Annotated in this window: 22 protein-coding genes and 1 pseudogene; 17 read left to right on the top strand and 6 right to left on the bottom strand. The window is 36.4% G+C overall.

The window, feature by feature from the left end; translation table 11 throughout:
- Nucleotides 1-143 precede the first annotated feature (143 nt).
- A complete protein-coding gene (locus ACWATA_RS06535; RefSeq protein ID WP_473049658.1) occupies nt 144-1,052 on the bottom strand; it encodes a DMT family transporter in 909 nt (302 codons plus the stop codon).
- Between the two features lie 272 nt (nt 1,053-1,324).
- Between ACWATA_RS06535 and ACWATA_RS06540 the strand changes: the two genes are divergently transcribed.
- The 5 genes from ACWATA_RS06540 to ACWATA_RS06560 all read left to right on the top strand — a co-directional run bounded on the left by ACWATA_RS06540 (nt 1,325) and on the right by ACWATA_RS06560 (nt 3,741).
- The gene (locus tag ACWATA_RS06540; RefSeq protein WP_473049659.1) at nt 1,325-1,492 is read left to right on the top strand and encodes a hypothetical protein; all 168 of its coding nucleotides are present in this window, start codon (nt 1,325-1,327) and stop codon (nt 1,490-1,492) included.
- 104 nt (nt 1,493-1,596) lie between these two features.
- Nucleotides 1,597-1,902 (top strand): hypothetical protein, encoded by a 306-nt coding sequence (locus tag ACWATA_RS06545; protein ID WP_473049660.1) that lies wholly within the window; start codon nt 1,597-1,599, stop codon nt 1,900-1,902.
- Between the two features lie 492 nt (nt 1,903-2,394).
- Entirely contained in the window at nt 2,395-2,913 is a 519-nt protein-coding gene (locus ACWATA_RS06550; protein ID WP_473049662.1) for a MepB family protein, read from the top strand.
- A gap of 239 nt (nt 2,914-3,152) precedes the next feature.
- Entirely contained in the window at nt 3,153-3,530 is a 378-nt protein-coding gene (locus ACWATA_RS06555) for an immunity 22 family protein (RefSeq protein ID WP_473049663.1), read from the top strand.
- Complete coding sequence (locus ACWATA_RS06560) at nt 3,523-3,741, top strand: hypothetical protein (RefSeq protein ID WP_340843577.1); 219 nt, start codon at nt 3,523-3,525, stop codon at nt 3,739-3,741. Before ACWATA_RS06555 ends, ACWATA_RS06560 begins: the two co-directional genes overlap by 8 nt.
- 156 nt (nt 3,742-3,897) lie before the next feature.
- On the opposite strand, the gene ACWATA_RS06565 is transcribed toward ACWATA_RS06560, so the two are convergent.
- Complete coding sequence (locus ACWATA_RS06565; RefSeq protein ID WP_473049664.1) at nt 3,898-4,770, bottom strand: LysR family transcriptional regulator; 873 nt, start codon at nt 4,768-4,770, stop codon at nt 3,898-3,900.
- 125 nt (nt 4,771-4,895) lie between these two features.
- On the opposite strand from ACWATA_RS06565, the gene ACWATA_RS06570 reads away from it, so the two are divergent.
- From ACWATA_RS06570 to ACWATA_RS06595, 6 genes and pseudogenes are all read left to right on the top strand, one after another.
- Nucleotides 4,896-6,005, top strand: coding sequence for a Gfo/Idh/MocA family protein (locus ACWATA_RS06570; protein ID WP_340843575.1), 1,110 nt, complete (start codon nt 4,896-4,898; stop codon nt 6,003-6,005).
- Between the two features lie 173 nt (nt 6,006-6,178).
- Nucleotides 6,179-6,771 (top strand): annotated as a pseudogene (locus ACWATA_RS06575) (YdeI/OmpD-associated family protein).
- Nucleotides 6,772-6,898: 127 nt separating this feature from the next.
- A complete protein-coding gene (locus tag ACWATA_RS06580; protein ID WP_473049665.1) occupies nt 6,899-7,270 on the top strand; it encodes an iron chaperone in 372 nt (123 codons plus the stop codon).
- Nucleotides 7,271-7,310: 40 nt separating this feature from the next.
- Nucleotides 7,311-8,018 carry a DNA alkylation repair protein gene (locus ACWATA_RS06585; protein ID WP_473049666.1) on the top strand — a complete coding sequence of 236 codons (708 nt, stop codon included), beginning with the start codon at nt 7,311-7,313 and terminating at the stop codon, nt 8,016-8,018.
- A 163-nt stretch (nt 8,019-8,181) separates the two neighbouring features.
- The gene (locus tag ACWATA_RS06590) at nt 8,182-8,475 is read left to right on the top strand and encodes an RNA polymerase alpha subunit C-terminal domain-containing protein (protein ID WP_176343634.1); all 294 of its coding nucleotides are present in this window, start codon (nt 8,182-8,184) and stop codon (nt 8,473-8,475) included.
- 123 nt (nt 8,476-8,598) lie between these two features.
- On the top strand, nt 8,599-9,084 hold the full coding sequence (locus ACWATA_RS06595) for a tetratricopeptide repeat protein (protein ID WP_473049667.1): 486 nt from the start codon (nt 8,599-8,601) through the stop codon (nt 9,082-9,084).
- Between the two features lie 262 nt (nt 9,085-9,346).
- On the opposite strand, the gene ACWATA_RS06600 is transcribed toward ACWATA_RS06595, so the two are convergent.
- Nucleotides 9,347-9,535 carry a hypothetical protein gene (locus tag ACWATA_RS06600; protein ID WP_014458940.1) on the bottom strand — a complete coding sequence of 63 codons (189 nt, stop codon included), beginning with the start codon at nt 9,533-9,535 and terminating at the stop codon, nt 9,347-9,349.
- A 501-nt stretch (nt 9,536-10,036) separates the two neighbouring features.
- Between ACWATA_RS06600 and ACWATA_RS06605 the strand changes: the two genes are divergently transcribed.
- From ACWATA_RS06605 to ACWATA_RS06615, 3 genes are all read left to right on the top strand, one after another.
- A complete protein-coding gene (locus ACWATA_RS06605; protein WP_473049668.1) occupies nt 10,037-10,264 on the top strand; it encodes a hypothetical protein in 228 nt (75 codons plus the stop codon).
- Between the two features lie 91 nt (nt 10,265-10,355).
- Nucleotides 10,356-11,204, top strand: a complete 849-nt coding sequence (locus tag ACWATA_RS06610) for a sialate O-acetylesterase (protein ID WP_165636323.1) — start codon at nt 10,356-10,358, stop codon at nt 11,202-11,204.
- A 79-nt stretch (nt 11,205-11,283) separates the two neighbouring features.
- Nucleotides 11,284-11,523 carry a hypothetical protein gene (locus ACWATA_RS06615; protein WP_473049669.1) on the top strand — a complete coding sequence of 80 codons (240 nt, stop codon included), beginning with the start codon at nt 11,284-11,286 and terminating at the stop codon, nt 11,521-11,523.
- A 133-nt stretch (nt 11,524-11,656) separates the two neighbouring features.
- Here the strand turns inward: ACWATA_RS06615 and ACWATA_RS06620 are convergent, their stop codons facing one another.
- A complete protein-coding gene (locus ACWATA_RS06620; protein WP_025750788.1) occupies nt 11,657-12,832 on the bottom strand; it encodes a NupC/NupG family nucleoside CNT transporter in 1,176 nt (391 codons plus the stop codon).
- Between the two features lie 467 nt (nt 12,833-13,299).
- Here ACWATA_RS06620 and ACWATA_RS06625 point away from each other — a divergent pair, with 467 nt between their 5' ends.
- Both ACWATA_RS06625 and ACWATA_RS06630 read left to right on the top strand, forming a co-directional pair.
- Complete coding sequence (locus ACWATA_RS06625; RefSeq protein WP_165636325.1) at nt 13,300-13,506, top strand: hypothetical protein; 207 nt, start codon at nt 13,300-13,302, stop codon at nt 13,504-13,506.
- 54 nt (nt 13,507-13,560) lie between these two features.
- Entirely contained in the window at nt 13,561-14,232 is a 672-nt protein-coding gene (locus tag ACWATA_RS06630) for an MOSC domain-containing protein (RefSeq protein WP_049165854.1), read from the top strand.
- Nucleotides 14,233-14,289: 57 nt separating this feature from the next.
- On the opposite strand, the gene ACWATA_RS06635 is transcribed toward ACWATA_RS06630, so the two are convergent.
- Nucleotides 14,290-15,138 carry a C40 family peptidase gene (locus tag ACWATA_RS06635; protein ID WP_048019390.1) on the bottom strand — a complete coding sequence of 283 codons (849 nt, stop codon included), beginning with the start codon at nt 15,136-15,138 and terminating at the stop codon, nt 14,290-14,292.
- A 515-nt stretch (nt 15,139-15,653) separates the two neighbouring features.
- Between ACWATA_RS06635 and ACWATA_RS06640 the strand changes: the two genes are divergently transcribed.
- Entirely contained in the window at nt 15,654-16,568 is a 915-nt protein-coding gene (locus ACWATA_RS06640; RefSeq protein WP_325078125.1) for a DMT family transporter, read from the top strand.
- 48 nt (nt 16,569-16,616) lie between these two features.
- On the opposite strand, the gene ACWATA_RS06645 is transcribed toward ACWATA_RS06640, so the two are convergent.
- A complete protein-coding gene (locus ACWATA_RS06645) occupies nt 16,617-17,267 on the bottom strand; it encodes a DUF975 family protein (protein WP_034267099.1) in 651 nt (216 codons plus the stop codon).
- Between the last annotated feature and the right edge of the window lie 164 nt (nt 17,268-17,431).

Here is a 17,431-nt window from a genome sequence, read left to right on the forward strand (position 1 = left end):
AACAAAATTGAACAACTAGAATTACGTCTTATCATCACATATGATGAATTTCATTTGAAATATATCATATTCTGTAGTCCTTCAGTTTTTTAATTCCTCCCTTATAGATAACTTTAAAGACTCACATTGTAAAATCTACTTACTTAATTTTGTTTATTGCTAACAAGAGTGACATGCGGAGTTTTACCTTTTGATTTCCTAGATGAAAGATAAACGCCAGCAAAGATAATAAGTAGTCCAACGATTACGTTTGGAGTAATTGTTTCTCCAAGTAGTAAATAACCCCATACCATGGCCGAGGCAGGGATCAGGTAAGTAACCGTCGCTGCTAATTCAGGGCCACCATTTTTATTGATATAAAAATAGATTAACTGACCCAATCCTGAGCCAAAACAGCCAAGACCCACAATTGCCAGCAGCGGAAGTGGATGAATCAACAGATCTGATTTGAATGGTTCAGTAAACAACATTCCAATTAAACCGATGATAGCACCTGTTAGTAAGGTGAAGGTTGTTATAGTTAATACGCTCACCCCAGACAAAAACCGCTTTGTTAACTGCCCAGCAAGCCCATAGCAGATACAAGCAACAAGCATTGTTCCAATTCCAACAAACCCTTTCCCGAAAATCTGACCAAATTGAAAATCCATAAGGACGAGTATCCCCAAAAACCCGATAAGAATACCAATCCACTGACGTCCGGTAAGTCGATAAGAAAAAAGAATAAATCCGATAAGACCTGTCCAGATTGGAGTGGTCGCATTTAGAATAGAGGCGGTTGTACTGTTTATCTCAGTTTCGCTTAAGGAAATTAATCCCCACGCCAAACCACAGTTAAATATACCAACAACAATCAACGCCTTCCAGGGTAGTTTCTCTTTAACTTTTCTACGCTTCCACCATAGAAACGGGAGCAAGATGATTGCACCTGCTAGACAACGAAAAAATACAATTCCCCATATACCAGCTGAGGGAAGCAGCCACTTCATAAATACAAAGGATAAACCCCAAATGAAACTAAGCCCAATTAAGGCTCCATACAATCGAAACATAATACACCTCCTTACTTCACTTATTATGGCAAATTTTGTTGATTATTTCACTCCGAAATTTTGCTTTGTAGAACATTTTCTCATGTTTTTTTCGTTATCTCGATATCTTTCTCTAGGTATATAAAATATTTCTTTTTTTATAAAATAATAAATTTGACGTTATTCATAGGAATAATTCGGGAAAAGTTTAGAGTTTTTATTGAAAAGGGAACGTTTGTTCTTGTATAATATAGAGAACGAATGTTCTTTTTGATAGGTTCTTTGGATTGATTATGAGTAGCTACCAAACAGAGTCATTATATGTAACGATATTAAGGTATTCCGTGCTTTATTTTTTTCTATTAAATGCAAACGTTGAAGAAGAGGAGAAAATGAGATTGTTGGAGGATAGTGTAATCAGCGTAAAAGAAGCCCATGCGCTTGCCAAAACGATTAATTAAATTTGGCTTTCCCTTTAAGAACACCCCACTATACCATCACCTTAAAAGGAAAAAATAACCAATATATAAATTATATAAAATTAATTTTCTAAGGAGAAATAACATTGAACTCTACACTCAATAATTCAGAAGATATAAAAAGGGAAGAAGGACAAAAGCAGCTGCTTGAAAAAAGTCTTCAAGCTCATAGAAATAAAAAATGGATAATCAACTTTACTTGTACTATATCTTTTCTTTTAGCAGTATTATGTTTTTGCTTCCAAGTGCCAGACGCTATAATTATTACTGTTATCTTACTGCTCATCTGTGTAACTTTCCAAACTGCACATAAAATGTTAGATAGAAAAATAGAGCTGCGCTTGAAACGTATAAAACAGGATCATAGAAAGATCATATTCAAGATAAAATAAATCCTAACTTCCTGCCTATAATTCGCCTTACATTTGATTGGTACATTGCATACTCTGTTAGAAACGAAAGTTTTACTGTAATAGATGAATATGAAATGTATACAGGAAGCGCTTTTGCAGTTTATTTAAAGTCCAGATATCTAGATTTTATCGAAATTGGTACCATAGCTGACGATATACACCCTGGACCGTTTAAACACTATGGAATACATGCTTTAAACCATATAATTGATGTGGTTTCAACTGAACCTCCAAGTATTTCAGTAATACAAAGAGATCACGAACCAAAGTGAAAAAATGAGGTTAATATGTAGCACATTAACTATATTAAGAGGGTAGCAATGCTTAAGGGATCAAGAGGTGTTATAAGGCAAGAATAGCTTTGCTATAACATTTTGAAATATTTAAGATATTTAGACGCGATTTCGAGGGACGAAATACAAACCACGTATTATTAATTGAAGAGAGTTATAAACATAAGGGGTAAAAACAATGGAATTTTATGAGGCGTTAACCTATGTAAATGAGAACTTTTATAAACCCAATCACTTCGCTATAAAAGCTATTCGAGAAGAAGCTCAGAATTCAGATTATGGCGCTGGTATCTTTCAGTTAAATTCAAAATCTGTACGATTTAGGGTGGCGAAAACTACCCCTAACAAGGTAGGGCAGTTTGTATCCTTTTGGGAAAAAGATGCGACTCATAAAAACCAGGCCTTTTCGGATGAAAAAGCTACCGATCTATTAGTTATTAATACCTTTACTAGTACAAATAGATTTGGACAGTTCATTTTTTCAAAAGAAATTCTTTTAAAACAAAAAATCCTTAAAACGGCTACCACAAAAGGTAAGATGGCTATTAGAGTGTATCCGATATGGGATAAACCAACTAGCAAACAAGCGATGGAAACACAGAAATGGCAATTAGAATATTTTGTTGAGACAAATGATGCGAACAATTTCCCCCTTCAAAAATTATTAAAGCTATACTTCGAGAGTCGCAACGATTGAAGCTTTACATACAAATAAACAAGTCTAACTTACGTACTATAAGAGAGGCCAATACATAACAGAGACAGGATTCATTCAGTTTTTTGATTCCTTAGGTGAACCGTTTGTTTTTATTAATGACGCGTTTGGTTTAAAGAACAAAATGAGATTAAGTGAGCTAATTGATGTTTAATTCGTGTAAAGTTAAAGTATAAAGAATGATTGTAATGTAAGAAATGTTTTTTTGAAAGAGGGATTGTATGGAACAGATAGGTTATGTATCTTTATGGGTCGGTAAGTTTTCAACTAGCGAAGAGCTAGAAAAATATCTGTTGATTGCTTATACGGAAGATGGAGATGCTATACCCTCACAATTTGAAAAGGACTTTAAAGTTGATTACTTTGACGAAGATTTTAGCGAAGCTCATTATGCAAATCAGGACATGTGTAAGCTTTTGCACCTATTGGAAGGCTGTTCGTATGATGATGTAGTAATTCCTAACTTTGTTGAAAAATATGGAGAAGATTTGCCTGATGATTTCAACAGTATGATTTTAATTTATGATTTTCAGCACAATAAAAAGAGTGATAACGAAATTAATGGTGTTAAATATTTAGGAAGTATTAGGTATGAATAGTTATGATCAAGGCGGTATTCATGTCTATTTTGCTTTACATATAAAAACAGAAAGCTTTGATTCTGCCATTAAAGTATTAAATGATGCTAGTATCGATCATAAAGTTATAGAAGAGATTAATATTAATATGCAAAAAGAGAAGCGGTTGTATTTTAAGGATACTGAAGATAACGTTGTAGAATTCTACACGTTGGATATGAGGGAAGATTAATAAAGAGCGAATCAAACATTGATTTGCTCTTTATTATAAATGGCTGCTAAGAATACGCTTTATGTAAAGTGGAAAAATTCTTCACTGTACCTATATAAAAACAATGATAGCCAAGAAGTCACAAAAAAGGTTACAGGAAAAACTGTAACCTCAATATTAAATTTCTACTCTTCTAAAAGTGTCGCCAAGGAAGTTATTCAATTCAATAAACTGTTTTTCGATAGGTGTAAATTCATAATTTAGCCGGGAAATGAGATAAAAGTCAGTGTACCGATAAGGTGGTGGAACTTCTAAAAAATTATGGATGTTATAACGGTTTGCGATACGCTTAGAGACTAAGGAAATTCCCATGCCCATTAATGCAAATTGTACTAATGTTTCTGGATCGCCGACTTCGATCATGTCACCTTGTTCAATATGTAAGCTGGCATAAATAGTATGTAATATTGTCATGTACAAGCACTTATCTGAAAGTACCAGTATATTTTTTTGCCTTACATAGTCATCAAATGTCGTGTGTTGATCAATATCGCTACCAATGACAACCATTTCTTCTACGCCTACTTTTTTATATTTTATCTTTTGGTTGTTTAATGATCCAATTGTATAAGCTACATCAATTTGTCCAAGTAGAATTTGATTTTCGATATATTCGGTTGAACCCGTTTTTAATGTTACTGCTAGATCTGGATAGGTGTTGTAAAGTTTGTTTAAAGCGCCTGAGAATTGAGTGCCCCCAACTGATATCATGGTGCCAATACGGAGTTTTTCATCTTGTTTCTTCATCTTATTTTCAGTTTCTTCCCAAAGAAGCAATATTTTTTTAAATTGGTGATACAACTTTTCTCCTTGCTTGGTTAATTTAACGCCCTTCGAGTTTCTAATAAACAGTTCTTGATTATAATAGCTTTCTATTTTCTTTATTTTGGCGGTCATATTAGATTGAAGATGGTTCAGTTTTATTGCAGCCGCAGATATATTTCTTAATTCGGCCACTGAAACAAAAGCTTTCATATTTTCAATATCCATTCATATTCACCCTCCATCAAAAAAAGTGATATAGCCATCATATTTTAACATTTAAAATGATGATTCATTTTAATTATACTTGATTAAAAGGTAATATTTTCTACAAAATGATGGAGGAATGTCTAATGAAGGAGAAATTAATAAAAGTAGGAATTATAGGGGGATCTTTAAATAATCAATGGGCGAGCAAAACACATATTCCAGTACTTAAAGAAAGTCCTTTTTATCGAATAACCGCAATTGGAACATCAAAAGCAGAAACCGCCAAGGAAAGTGCGAGGGTACTTGATGCTCCCCATAGCTTTACAGACTATAAGAGATTAGCGCAATCCAAAGGTGTTGATTTAGTAGTAGTTAGTGTAAAAGTTCCCTTTCATTACGAAGCTTCAATTGCTGCTATAGAGGAAAAGAAACACATTTATTGCGAGTGGCCTTTAGGTGTAGATACTAAGCAAGCAATTAAACTGGCAAAGTTAGCGGATGAGGCAAACATTCACCATGCGATTGGGTTACAAGCAAGACAATCTCCCGAGGTGAATTATGTAAAGCAGGCTATTAACCAAGGGGAAATTGGAAGAATTATCTCCTGCACCATGCAGGTAGCGACACAAGGAAAGGGTGGAATAACAGATGAAGCAAACAGCTATATCTTAAAAAGAGAAAACGGAGCCAACCTTCTTACAATCAACGGTGGACACTCGCTTGATGTTCTGTGCTACATCTTAGGTGATTTTAAAGAGTTATCGTCGATAATGAATACGTATTATACAGAAGCTCTCATACAAGGAACAGAAGTTACGGTGCCAAAGGATGCAGCGGACCAAATCTTAATACAGGGAACACTCGACGGTGATATTTCGGCTTCTGTTCATATTCAAGGAGGAGTTTATCCTGCTTTTCAATTAGAGGTTAGAGGAGAAAAAGGTGTTTTTCGCTTAACCCAGAATTCTTCATCCGGTCACGTACAATTTGGTAATCTCAAATTAGAGAAGGTTAAGCATCCTACTTATTTATTAAGTACGGAAAGTGTGTATGTTGAAGAGCTAAACGTATCTTCAGCAAAAGATAATCATCCAAAAGATTACGTTGAAAAGGCTTATCAGGTGTTAGCAAAAGATATATTTGAACACAAAAGTCAAATTCCAAACTTCCATGATGCTGTTAAACTTCATCAACTATTAGATGCGGTTCGAACATCTGCAGAGACTGGTGAAAGGGAAACGTTTGATAAGTAAACGAAAGCCTATTCTTTATAAAGTTAAAATGTTTATAATTTTAATAACTATCAAGTCAATTGAAGAAGGGCATTTCCTACATTTGAAGAATAGTAACACCATTAAATGAATTGACGGCTGACTATATCATTGCTAGAGCCACAGATTAAAAAATTGAATAGGAGTGTTCCTTGATGACAAACAGTAAAATGAATCCTAAGGTTGATGAATTTTTAACTAAAGCTAAAAAGTGGAAAGAAGAATATGAGACGCTGAGAAAGATTGTTCTTGACTGTGAGTTGACCGAAGATTATAAATGGATGAACCCTTGTTACACGTTTGAGAAAAAAACATTGTTTTAATACATGGTTTTAAAGAATACTGTGCGTTGCTGTTTCCTAAAGGCTCTCTGTTACAAGATTCTCATGGTATTCTAATCCAACAAACGGAGAATGTACAAGGGGCGCGACAAATTCGGTTTACCAATGTGCAAGAAATAGTTGAAAAGGAAGCCATCTTAAAAGCTTATATTTATGAGGCCATCGAGGTGGAAAAAGCCGGATTAAAAGTCAAAGTTAAAAAGCCTGAAGAACTCATTATTCCTGAAGAGCTACAGCACAAATTTGATGAAATACCTGCTTTAGAAACTGCTTTTACTACATTGACTCCAGGACGGCAAAGAGCATATATTCTTCATTTTTCTGCGGCCAAACAATCTAAAACTCGAGAATCAAGGGTTGAAAAATGCATTCCAAACATTCTTAATGGGAAAGGATTAAATGATTAGTACATTTTATTTAAAACATGGCCAATTTTGAATCGAAAATTAAATAAGTTTAAGTGAACTGATTGATGTTCCACTTGTGTAAAAGCAGAGTAGATTTTTAAAAAATTTTACTTTAGGAGAAGATGCTATGGAAGTTTTTGCAGAATATTTAGCGCGTATAGATAGTCCTGACCACCGTGACCGAACAGAGGAAGTTTTGGCTTGGATTGCTAATACTTTTCCGAATTTGGAGCCACAAATCAAATGGAATACGCCAATGTTTACTGATCATGGAACATTCATCATCGGCTTTGCCTCAGCGAAACATCATTTGAGCGTTTCACCTGAAGAAAAAGGCATTGCGCACTTTAATCATGACATTGCTCAGGCTGGATATAGCGCTACCAAAGGTCTGTTTCGAATTCTATGGACTGAGCCAGTAAACTATGAATTACTTAAGAAAATAATTGAGTTTAATATCTTAGATAAGAAAGACTGTTCAACTTTTTGGCGTAAATAAAAAGCAGATTATGAACGGAGAAGAAGGAGGGTACAGAACGGTGGACTTTGAAATGGTTATGAAAGAACTTGAAGCGCTTGGCACAGAACGAATTAAAAAGACTTACATAAACAATGGTGCACACGATCCACTTTTTGGAGTGGCAACAGGAAAATTGAAGCCGATTGCAAAGAAAATCAAGAAAAATCAGGCTTTGGCTGAGCAGCTTTATGCGTCTGGAAATTACGATGCTATGTATTTTGCTGGTATCATTGCAGACCCAACAGAGATGACTGCGGAGGATTTTGAGCGTTGGATCGATAAAGCGTATTTTTACATGCTATCTGATTATGTAGTTGCAGTCACTTTGTCAGAAACCGATTTTGCGCAAGCTGTTGCTGATAAATGGGTGGCAAGCGATGAAGAATTGAAAATGTCGGCAGGTTGGAGTTGCTACTGCTGGCTTTTGGGTAATCGTCCTGACGATGAATTTAGCACAAGCAAGATTGCCGATATGCTTAATCAAGTGAAAAATACGATTCACGATTCTCCAGATCGAACGAAATCGGCTATGAATAATTTTATCTATACAGTCGGTGTTTCATATTTGCCACTTCATGAAAAGGCCCTTGAAACTGCAAAGACAGTAGGTCCAGTCGAAGTTAAGAAGGATAAGAAAAAAAGTAGTATTCTTCTTGCTTCCGAAAACATTCAAAAGGATATAGATAGAGGACGGATTGGTTTCAAACGCAAACATGTGAGGTGTTAGCATAATTTGTAATGGAACTGCACTATCTAAAACGAGACTGATAAGTATTTAATGATAATGAGTTTACTATACGTATGATGTTTTGTTCCTTCATAAACCATCCATTGAAGAAGTGGCAGGGGATAAAAGCTAAAAAAATTCTTGAGAAAAGGAGAGGTTAAAAATGAAAACCCAAAAAGGAAATCTAAGAATCTGTCATAAAGGACACAAATATTATAAAAGCAGTAGTTGTCCGACCTGCCCAACTTGTGAGCAAGAACGCAAACCTGAAGATGGATTTCTTTCCATGCTATCAGCACCAGCAAGACGAGCATTGGAAAACAACGGGATAACTTCTTTGCAGCAGCTATCAACATTTAGTGAAAAAGAGATATTACAATTTCATGGTATGGGTCCGGCTTCTTTACCTAAACTTAAAGCAGCTTTGCAGGCCAATGGGTTAGCCTTTAAAAATTAAATATTAAGGATAGTTAAAACAAGAAATAGATTGGGATAAAGTGTACAAATACGCTGAATTTCTGGATATGGAAGAATCTTAAGAGATAAATAGGGGGAAAAAGAAGGGTTGGAGATTTAGATAATGAATAACAAACTAGATAAAGCATTAGCGTTACGAAAGAATGGAAATCACAAAGAATCTAACGAATTGCTAAGTGAATTGGTTAAGGAATTTCCAGACAATGCTTTATATAACTATCAATGTGCTTGGAGCTTCGACCTATTAGGGGAAGAAGAAAAGGCAGTGCCCTTTTACGAAAATGCCATAAAGATAGGATTATCTTCTAAGGATATGGAAGGGGCAATAGTGGGATTGGGCAGCACGTATAGAGCCTTGGGGGAGTATGAAAAATCAAAAGAGACATTTTTAAAAGGAATGGAATCATTCCCAGATAATCATGTAATTAAAGTGTTTTATTCCATGACCTTATACAATTTAAAAGAACATAGCAAAGCGATGGAACTGATACTGAAATGCTTACTAAATACAACAAATGACAATGAAATACTAAGTTATAAAAAAGCCTTACATTTCTACTCAGATAAACTGGATCAGACTTGGAAGTAGCTTGTAAAATTCACTGCATATAAGTTCTTTTCCTGAAACGAGGAGAGGACTTTTTTGTAACAATATTGGCAGGCTTCCTATGATAAAATGACTTTTAAAATGATAGACTGTGAAGAAATACATTTAAACTATAGGAGGCTTTGTTGAACAAGAAAGCCCTTACATATTATATATGTCTAATATGTAAGGAGCCCTATACGAATTACATTTGAAATAGGAGATTCCTGCTTTGGATCTTGCGCTTCTTTCTTTGTTGAAGCACTTATGTTTGTACAACCCTATCCTTACTAAACTCTTCTTCAATTAGCTTATCCATGAGAAAATGATAAAAAACGTGATAATTTGTTTTAGTTAATTTGTCCAGTTCCTGGTGAGTGATGATATTATGTTGGATTAGTAAACCTATAGCAGCTGATATACAATTTACTTTTAAATCTTCTTCCCCTAACATATAAATCACCTTCCCTTATTTACTAAGTAACCCATTCTATATAATAGGCATACTTAAGACACGGACTGATATAAGCTCTTTTCTCAAATTATTGCTCTCGTGCTGATAGAAAATGATCATAAAATATTCTCAACACTTTTTGATGCATACTGTTATCTTTATATACTTTGCTTTTTTTTCCTGCAAAAAAAACAAAATGATTTCAAATTTCCCTTATTATGGAATGTTTTGTTTATTTTTGATAGTTAGGGAAGCTTCTGAACGCTCAGTATGTATCTCAATGTCAACACCAAGAGCTTATGAACGCCGTCCAAGGAAAGTGAATAATGGACTTTATTTTAATTGGTTCTTATTATTTATCTTATGTAAATGCGGTTTTCCTGTAAGTAAAAAAGGCAACTTTAACTATGTCATAAACTACCCTGTAGGTAATTATTAAATTATATAGGGAAATTTACAGCTCAATAAAATACTGTTATTACAAATTAGTGAGGTATAAATATGAAAGAAACCAATAGTAAAAATTTAAAATCGGAAATTATAAAAAAGCACGAGGTATTATTTGCAAAGAGATTGGAACTTGAGAGTGAAGCAAGCCGTTTGATGTTAGAAATTAATTTATTGGATGCACAGAATACTCTTGATAAAGTAAGTCAGTTAAACCAAAAAATAGATGATATAACCTCTGAAATGGAATATTTGAAACAAGCCCTTGAAGCCATTAATTAAGCTATATATCAGAGTGTAACTAATTCTATAAGTATAACCACGAGCAAATTTTAAAAACGTGATCAACATGGAAGAGAAAGAAGGTATTTCGATGAAATCTATCTTATTAATTGGACAATCAAATATGGCAGGCAGAGGGTTTATTGAGGATGTACCGCCGATTTATAATGAGCATATACATATGTTACGAAACGGTAGATGGCAAACGATGGCAGAACCACTTAATTTTGATCGTCACATATCTGGCGTTGGGCCGGCACCTTCTTTTGCTCAAGCTTGGACAGAGGATCATCCGGGCGAGTCCATTGGGTTAATACCATGTGCCGAGGGAGGAAGCTCAATTGATGAGTGGACAATTGACGGACTATTAACCAGACACGCGATTTCTGAAGCAAAATTCGCAATGGAAACAAGTGAGTTAGTGGGAATTCTATGGCATCAAGGAGAAAGCGACAGTTACGGAGAACGTTATAAGACGTATGGAGATAAATTGCTCTCATTATTTAAACACTTGAGAGAAGAATTGAATGCACCAGATATCCCGATTGTTATCGGTGAGTTGGGACATTACCTTGGAGAAGTCGGATTTGGAAAAAGCGCTGTAGAATATAAACAAATAAATCAGATATTATCTAAAGTTGCCCATGCTGAAAAAAATTGTTATTTTGTAACATCAAAAGGCTTAACAGCAAATCCAGATGGCATTCATATTGATGCCGTCTCTCAAAGAAAGTTTGGATTAAGATACTATGAGGCTTTTTCAAAACAAAAGCATGTTTTAGATGTTTTGGACGTTGAGAATGAATGGATTGAAAAGGACGCAAAGCGTGAACTAACTAAAAATGAACGTATATTTGTTGAAAGTATGAAGCTTGCCTTGGGACAAGTAAGTTTTGAGGAGTTTTCTATTAATATCTCTACTATTAATGAAAGTAAGTAAAGCAGAATTAAAAGGTTGAGACAGATTACAGAATAAATCCAACAGAAAGCTTGCAGTATTGCTAAAAAGGAGAAAAGCAATGAAAAAAGCTCTCATTTTTTGTGCAGCTCTTATACTCCTAGTCGTAGGCGCAGGAATGTACATGAACCATTCTAAAGAAAAACAAATGGGGCAAAAACAAAATGATCAAATGTTCCATAAGGCGGAGCAGGCAGCCGTTACATATTTTAAAGAAAAAAGACATAAAGACCTGGTGGTGGAAAAAGCAGATTTTGCGGACCATGGTTTTGATTATATAGAGGTAACGGGGAAGGTGTAAGAAGATAACTCTAAGCAATACGTAGTAAACGTCAGCTACAATGATAACTACCGCGTTACTTCTATTGTAGATATGGATTAAAAACAGATAGAAAATGCTAAAAAAGCACTCACCACAAGTGAGTGCTTTCTCATTAAATAAACAATCCAACCATAATACCTGTTAAAATCGATCCCATTGTTGCCACTAACAGCATCTTCAAGCCAAACTTCGCAACGCGTGAAGCTTGTTCGCCGTTGATTGCTTGGATCGTACCAAGAACGATACCAATTGAGCTGAAGTTTGCAAATGAGATTAAGTAAGCTGATACGATACCGACTGTTTTTTCAGAAAGGTGAGGCATCATTTTTTGGAAGTCAAGCATGGCAACGAATTCGTTTGCTACTACTTTTGTTCCCATTACGCCACCGGCTCTCATCAGTTCGTCTGCCGGGATACCCATGATAAAGGCAATTGGGTAGAAGATATAGCCTAAAATGTCTTGAACCGTTAATCCGATGACACCGTTTAATACGTAGTTCACTAATGCTAAAAGACCAACGTACGTTACAAGCATAGCTGCTACGATTAACGCAACGCGTCCGCCGTCTAGGGCTCCGTCACCGATTGCTTCAAACAGCGTGCCTTGTTTAGCAGGCGCTTTGATATCGACTTCGTTTTCATCTTCTACTTTTACAGGTGCAACGATAGAAGAAACGATTAAACCAGAGAATACGTTTAGCGGAAGGGCAATTAATACGTATTCCGCCGGAATCATCTGCATGTATGCGCCTAGAATCGAACAAGAAACGGATACTAAAGACGTTGTTGTAACGATAAATAAACGGTTTGGTGTTAAACCTCCGATGTGGTTTTTCACCGCAATTAGCGCCGTTGTATCACCAAAAATCATTGCGTTCACGGCTGTGAAGCTTTCAATTTGGGGAAGTCCGGTAATTTTTGAAACAAGTCCTCCGATATATTTGATCCCAAAGGGTAAAATACGAGAGTAGTTTAAAATACTTAATAATGCTGAAACGAATACAATCATAACTAACGTTTGGATAAAGAAAATGCCTTTTCCTGCAAGATCTCCAAACACGAACGAAATTCCGTCGTTACCAAATGATAAGATCTTTGTAAATACACTTGTGATAAAGTCAAGCACCTTGCGACCAATCGATGTATTCATCATAAAAGCAGAGATCGCAAGCTGGATGACAAGCATAACTGCGATGCCTTTATAGTTGATAAGTTTCCTGTCGTTTGACATGAGGAATGCAACTGCTAAGATAATTACAATCCCGATAATTCCCATTAAAATTGACATTTACTTTTCTCCTTACATGTATTCTATATTTATAAAAGAGGGACGTGCATAGAAATGACTATGTAAATCGGCCTCTATTTTATACAAAAACGGAACTTCTACGCCAATTTTGTTAAAAATGGGCAAAATTTTTTAGGCCATTATAAAAAATGACGTAATTGTAAAATAATATTTACTATGTGCTAATATGTAAAAAAACATGCAGAACTGACATAATAACTTATATTTCGACAGCCTCTACTATCTTAAATCATTTTGAACAAAAGAAAAAGGGGAAATGAAGATATTTTTAATATAATTGTGAAATATTTTTAAAAATTTATGATACTTCCGGTTCTTGGAATTACAGCATGAGAAGTAAAAAAGAGACAAAATCACTTATCATATGCTGTTTAAGAGAAATTTTTCCTTTTTAATGGTAGAATATTCATGAATAATGACAAAGTAAAAGTACAAAGGAGTTAACAATGAATAGTATTCAAACCTTTTTTTCAAAGCATCCAAAATGGTCGTACACTGGAAATTTTGTTGTAACACTAGCGTGCGTAGCGGTCTTTCCATCTTTATTTATGCCGACCGTTTCAGGAGTGCTGCTTGGATTTGTCGCAGCTACCGCTATTAATTATGCATTAGGACTTAAGTGGAAGCCGCTGAGAGAGCTAACAAGTAAATAAAATGCTCTATAAATGTGGTAAACTAGTAAAAATGATAAAAGAGGTGTAAACATAATGACAACACCCGAGAGAAAGCTGATTCATTTAGCAACCGGCATGCCTGAACAAATGGCATACGGCTCTGACAAAGAAATGCGGACAGGTATCTGCAAAAAGCAAGTAGACGAAACGTTTTTAGCAAAAGAAGGGTTTCAAGGCGACGGCGTAGCGGACTTAAGGTATCACGGCGGACCCGATCGTGCGGTGTGCGTGTATCCGTATGAGCACTACAAAAAATGGAACGAAGAGTTTGATACGGAGCTGCCAATGTCTGCGTTTGGAGAAAATCTTGTCTTAGCGGGCATGATTGAAAAAGACGTATGCATTGGAGACGTTTATCAAGTGGGAGACGCCGTTATTCAAGTGACGCAAGGGCGAAACCCATGTGATACGATTACAAAGAGAACGGGCGTTAAAGGGATTTTAAAACGAATGATTGAGACAAGCTATACCGGCTATCTTTGCCGCGTGCTGAAAGAAGGTAAGATTACGAAAGACGCGGAAGTGAAGTTAATTCAAGCTCATCCAGACCAAGTATCCGTGTGGTTTACGCTTGATTTATATTTCCATCATTCAAAAGATGTAGAAGGGATGCAGCGGGCTTTAGAAGTTTCTGAGCTTGCGGAAGACTGGAAAAATAAATTTCAAACGCGGATTGAAAAGGCGCTTTCTGTTGCTCAGCGATAAAAAGTAAATGCCCTCCAATCGTTAGAACGTATCTAACGATTGGAGGGCATTTTTTTCTTAGAAGCGTCCGTATCCTAAGAAATGATCTTGATAGTAAGAAACATCTAGGTCAGCTACAGCTACACCGTGTGAACCAGCATGAATCATTTGGCCGTTTCCGATGTAGATTCCCATGTGAGATGGGCCGCTTGTGTATGTGTTTTGGAAGAATACTAGATCGCCTGGTTGTGGAGACGAAATTTTTGTCGCCATGTTCCAGTAGTTAGCTACGCTTGTACGTGAAATGCTGTGACCGCTATGGTTGAACACGTATGCTATAAAGCCTGAGCAGTCAAATCCGCTTGGTGTGTTTCCTGCCCATTGGTAAGGTGATCCTACTAAACTACGTGCAACATTTACTGTGCTTCCAGAAGCCGTGCTTGTTGTTGGAGCAGGTGCTGGTGTGCTTGTTTCTTTTGCTGCAGATGTAGATGCAGATGCTGTAGAAGTAGAAGGAGTTGATGTGCTTACACCTTTTACTTGGCTTGTTGTACTTGGTTTACCTGATGCAATTGTTACATAGCTTGAGCTTTTTGAAATCCATTTGTTTGGTGCAATTTCAACTAAGCCGTTTGCTTCTTTTAAAATAGCAAACTCTTGACCTTGTGTTGCCGTTCCAACAACTGGAGATGAAAAGCTAGCTCCTTGACGAATATTTAACGCACTCACGTTTACGATGACTTTTTGATTAGTAGTAGTAGTTGCTTGTTGTTGAGGTACGCTTGGCGTTACCTTTTCTTGTACGGGTGCTGGTGCAGCGCCTCCGTCATTTGCACTTGCTGAAGTTGTGCTAAATGTTAGGGCAGCGGGAACAAGTAATGCTGCTAACCCCATATTCATAACTGTACGATTTGCTTTCTTTAGCATGTTCTTTCTCCCTTTCCATAACTTGTTTTATTCACAACTGTGAGTCTATCAATCCTGACAGGAAAAGTAAACATCTAATTCCAAATTACGACATTTTGTAACATAGTTTTAATATTAAAGGGCGATATAAGTAGAATTGTCACCTTCTCTGTAATAATTCTGACAATTTATCTAGGTAGAAATGTTTAGGAGATTCATAGATTTATTAGAAAATATGTAAGCTAAATGAAAAAGGGGAGCAGGAACCCAGCAGCTAAATGGCTTCAAGGCTTTTAGGATGTATAAAAGCTATAGGTAAAAAGTGATATCGCCATTAGCGATACACTTTATTTTTTTCTAAATGAGCACATAGAGAAGAAAGATACGCTGTCATAAAAGAAACTCAGTTACTATAACTGCTATACATAAATTACATCAAAAGCATCCAGTTGAAGCGAGTAAAAAAGAAGCGTAGTATACAAGGAGGAATGAACGCGTGAATCATTTACATTCATATATGTAGGAGTGGTTGTTGTATGAAACAGTCATCATCTTTTATTAATGGAATTTTTTTAGCTGCTCTTGTACTGATTTGGGGATTAACGTGGCCGATGTCGAAGCTGGCGCTTGGCTATTCATCGCCTATTTTGTTATCTGGACTGCGGTCATTAAGTGCGGGAATCATCTTATTAGCAGTCGCACTGCCAAGAGCTAAACAGCTTCACTGGAAGCAGAACTGGCGTAAATATATGGTGTCAGGTCTATTTAATTCAATCTTATTCTACGGTCTGCAAACGATTGGACTTATGTTTATGCCAGCAGGGGTCTTCAGCGTGATTGTCTACTTGCAGCCGGTGCTCATCGGCATCATTGCATGGATGTGGATTGGAGAAAGCATGAACGCTGTGAAGATAGGTGGCTTGCTTCTTGGTTTTGTAGGTGTAGCTACCATCAGCATGGGAGAACTATCTGCTAATGCTTCAGCCGTTGGAATTATTCTTGCTGTGCTTACGGCACTGAGCTGGGCGATTGGAACTGTCTATATCAAACGTATTAGCGACAGTGTAGATGGCATTTGGCTTATTACCATTCAAAGTCTTGTCGGCGGAGTGGTTATGACAGCGACCGGCAGCGGAGTGGAAGGGTGGTCTCATATGGTATGGAATTCATCATTTATGCTGCTGCTTTTATTTTTAGCACTGTTTTCTGTTGCCGTTGCGTGGCTCATTTATTTTTATTTGATCAGTAAAGGAGAGGCCAGCAAAGTAGCGTCCTTTAATTTTCTTGTTCCCATTATTTCAATTGTCATTGGCACGCTCTTTTTAGACGAACCGTTTACGTCGTCACTTCTTGTAGGGCTGGTGCTTATTATTATCAGTATTTATTTAGTGAATAAAAAAGCGAAGAATCAAAAGTTAAAGCCCTCTGATGGAGGAGACCAGGCAGCGTGAAGCTATCCATAAAAAAACCGTATTCGCAACTCGAATACGGTTTTTCTTCTATTCAGCAACTTCTGTTTCATTTGCTTTTAGCTTTTCATAAAATACGCCAAGCGAAGTCGTTACATACGGAACAAGCCATAATAACCCGATGCCAAGCGTAATCAAGCTTAAAATTCCCCAGCCGATAAAGCTTAAAACGAGTAAAAAGTAGGTCCACTTGTAGCCGTTCATTAACCGTCTGCTTTCAGTAATAGACTGGTTCACCGAATAATCTGGGTTATCGCGGAATACGTAGTAAGCCTGTGAATAGGCAAGACTTTTGATGATGCCAGGAATGATTAATAAAATACTCCATAGCACGGTATAAATAATCGTTAGCAAGTAAAGTCCGAGGGTTCTAAAGTATAATCCCGCAGATGAAAATGAATCAAACACGTTTCCTACACGTACACTTTCTCCTCGCACCAGACGCAATAGTACCCAGTAGTAAGAGAAAAAGAGCGGTACGAGCAGCAGGGATACAATATTAGCTAAGGTAGACTGTGAGTATTCGGTTTCAGACCCGCTTGGAAATCCGTTAACAAGAAAGTCAATAAGTCCTGGAATACCGGCAGCAATTAGATACGTAACGAACGTAAGCAGTACGGCGAATCCCCAGCGGTTTTTCAGCGCTGTGAGTGCACCTTGCTTCACTTCTTTTATTCTCATAACTTGATGTCCCCCTCTAGGTGAGTTTATACAGAGAATTCAACCTGTACATTAGTCAATATATTAGCGATTTTTAAATATATGAATGCTTGCACTAATAAGTTGGATAAAGTTTTTTAGAGACTTGAAATTTATGGAAAGTCCTTTAAAATGGAAGTATAAGG

The sequence above is a fragment of the Priestia sp. USM5 genome, assembly GCF_058323215.1.

What these genes read in the sequence shown, in the direction of transcription:
- ACWATA_RS06535 (WP_473049658.1), bottom strand. Translation starts at nt 1,052, where the DNA reads ATGTTTCGATTGTATGGAGCCTTAATTGGGCTTAGTTTCATTTGGGGT.
- ACWATA_RS06540 (WP_473049659.1), top strand. Translation starts at nt 1,325, where the DNA reads ATGAGTAGCTACCAAACAGAGTCATTATATGTAACGATATTAAGGTAT.
- ACWATA_RS06550 (WP_473049662.1), top strand. Translation starts at nt 2,395, where the DNA reads ATGGAATTTTATGAGGCGTTAACCTATGTAAATGAGAACTTTTATAAA.
- ACWATA_RS06555 (WP_473049663.1), top strand. Translation starts at nt 3,153, where the DNA reads ATGGAACAGATAGGTTATGTATCTTTATGGGTCGGTAAGTTTTCAACT.
- ACWATA_RS06560 (WP_340843577.1), top strand. Translation starts at nt 3,523, where the DNA reads ATGAATAGTTATGATCAAGGCGGTATTCATGTCTATTTTGCTTTACAT.
- ACWATA_RS06565 (WP_473049664.1), bottom strand. Translation starts at nt 4,770, where the DNA reads ATGGATATTGAAAATATGAAAGCTTTTGTTTCAGTGGCCGAATTAAGA.
- ACWATA_RS06570 (WP_340843575.1), top strand. Translation starts at nt 4,896, where the DNA reads ATGAAGGAGAAATTAATAAAAGTAGGAATTATAGGGGGATCTTTAAAT.
- ACWATA_RS06580 (WP_473049665.1), top strand. Translation starts at nt 6,899, where the DNA reads ATGGAAGTTTTTGCAGAATATTTAGCGCGTATAGATAGTCCTGACCAC.
- ACWATA_RS06590 (WP_176343634.1), top strand. Translation starts at nt 8,182, where the DNA reads ATGAAAACCCAAAAAGGAAATCTAAGAATCTGTCATAAAGGACACAAA.
- ACWATA_RS06595 (WP_473049667.1), top strand. Translation starts at nt 8,599, where the DNA reads ATGAATAACAAACTAGATAAAGCATTAGCGTTACGAAAGAATGGAAAT.
- ACWATA_RS06600 (WP_014458940.1), bottom strand. Translation starts at nt 9,535, where the DNA reads ATGTTAGGGGAAGAAGATTTAAAAGTAAATTGTATATCAGCTGCTATA.
- ACWATA_RS06605 (WP_473049668.1), top strand. Translation starts at nt 10,037, where the DNA reads ATGAAAGAAACCAATAGTAAAAATTTAAAATCGGAAATTATAAAAAAG.
- ACWATA_RS06610 (WP_165636323.1), top strand. Translation starts at nt 10,356, where the DNA reads ATGAAATCTATCTTATTAATTGGACAATCAAATATGGCAGGCAGAGGG.
- ACWATA_RS06615 (WP_473049669.1), top strand. Translation starts at nt 11,284, where the DNA reads ATGAAAAAAGCTCTCATTTTTTGTGCAGCTCTTATACTCCTAGTCGTA.
- ACWATA_RS06620 (WP_025750788.1), bottom strand. Translation starts at nt 12,832, where the DNA reads ATGTCAATTTTAATGGGAATTATCGGGATTGTAATTATCTTAGCAGTT.
- ACWATA_RS06625 (WP_165636325.1), top strand. Translation starts at nt 13,300, where the DNA reads ATGAATAGTATTCAAACCTTTTTTTCAAAGCATCCAAAATGGTCGTAC.
- ACWATA_RS06630 (WP_049165854.1), top strand. Translation starts at nt 13,561, where the DNA reads ATGACAACACCCGAGAGAAAGCTGATTCATTTAGCAACCGGCATGCCT.
- ACWATA_RS06635 (WP_048019390.1), bottom strand. Translation starts at nt 15,138, where the DNA reads ATGCTAAAGAAAGCAAATCGTACAGTTATGAATATGGGGTTAGCAGCA.
- ACWATA_RS06640 (WP_325078125.1), top strand. Translation starts at nt 15,654, where the DNA reads ATGAAACAGTCATCATCTTTTATTAATGGAATTTTTTTAGCTGCTCTT.
- ACWATA_RS06645 (WP_034267099.1), bottom strand. Translation starts at nt 17,267, where the DNA reads ATGAGAATAAAAGAAGTGAAGCAAGGTGCACTCACAGCGCTGAAAAAC.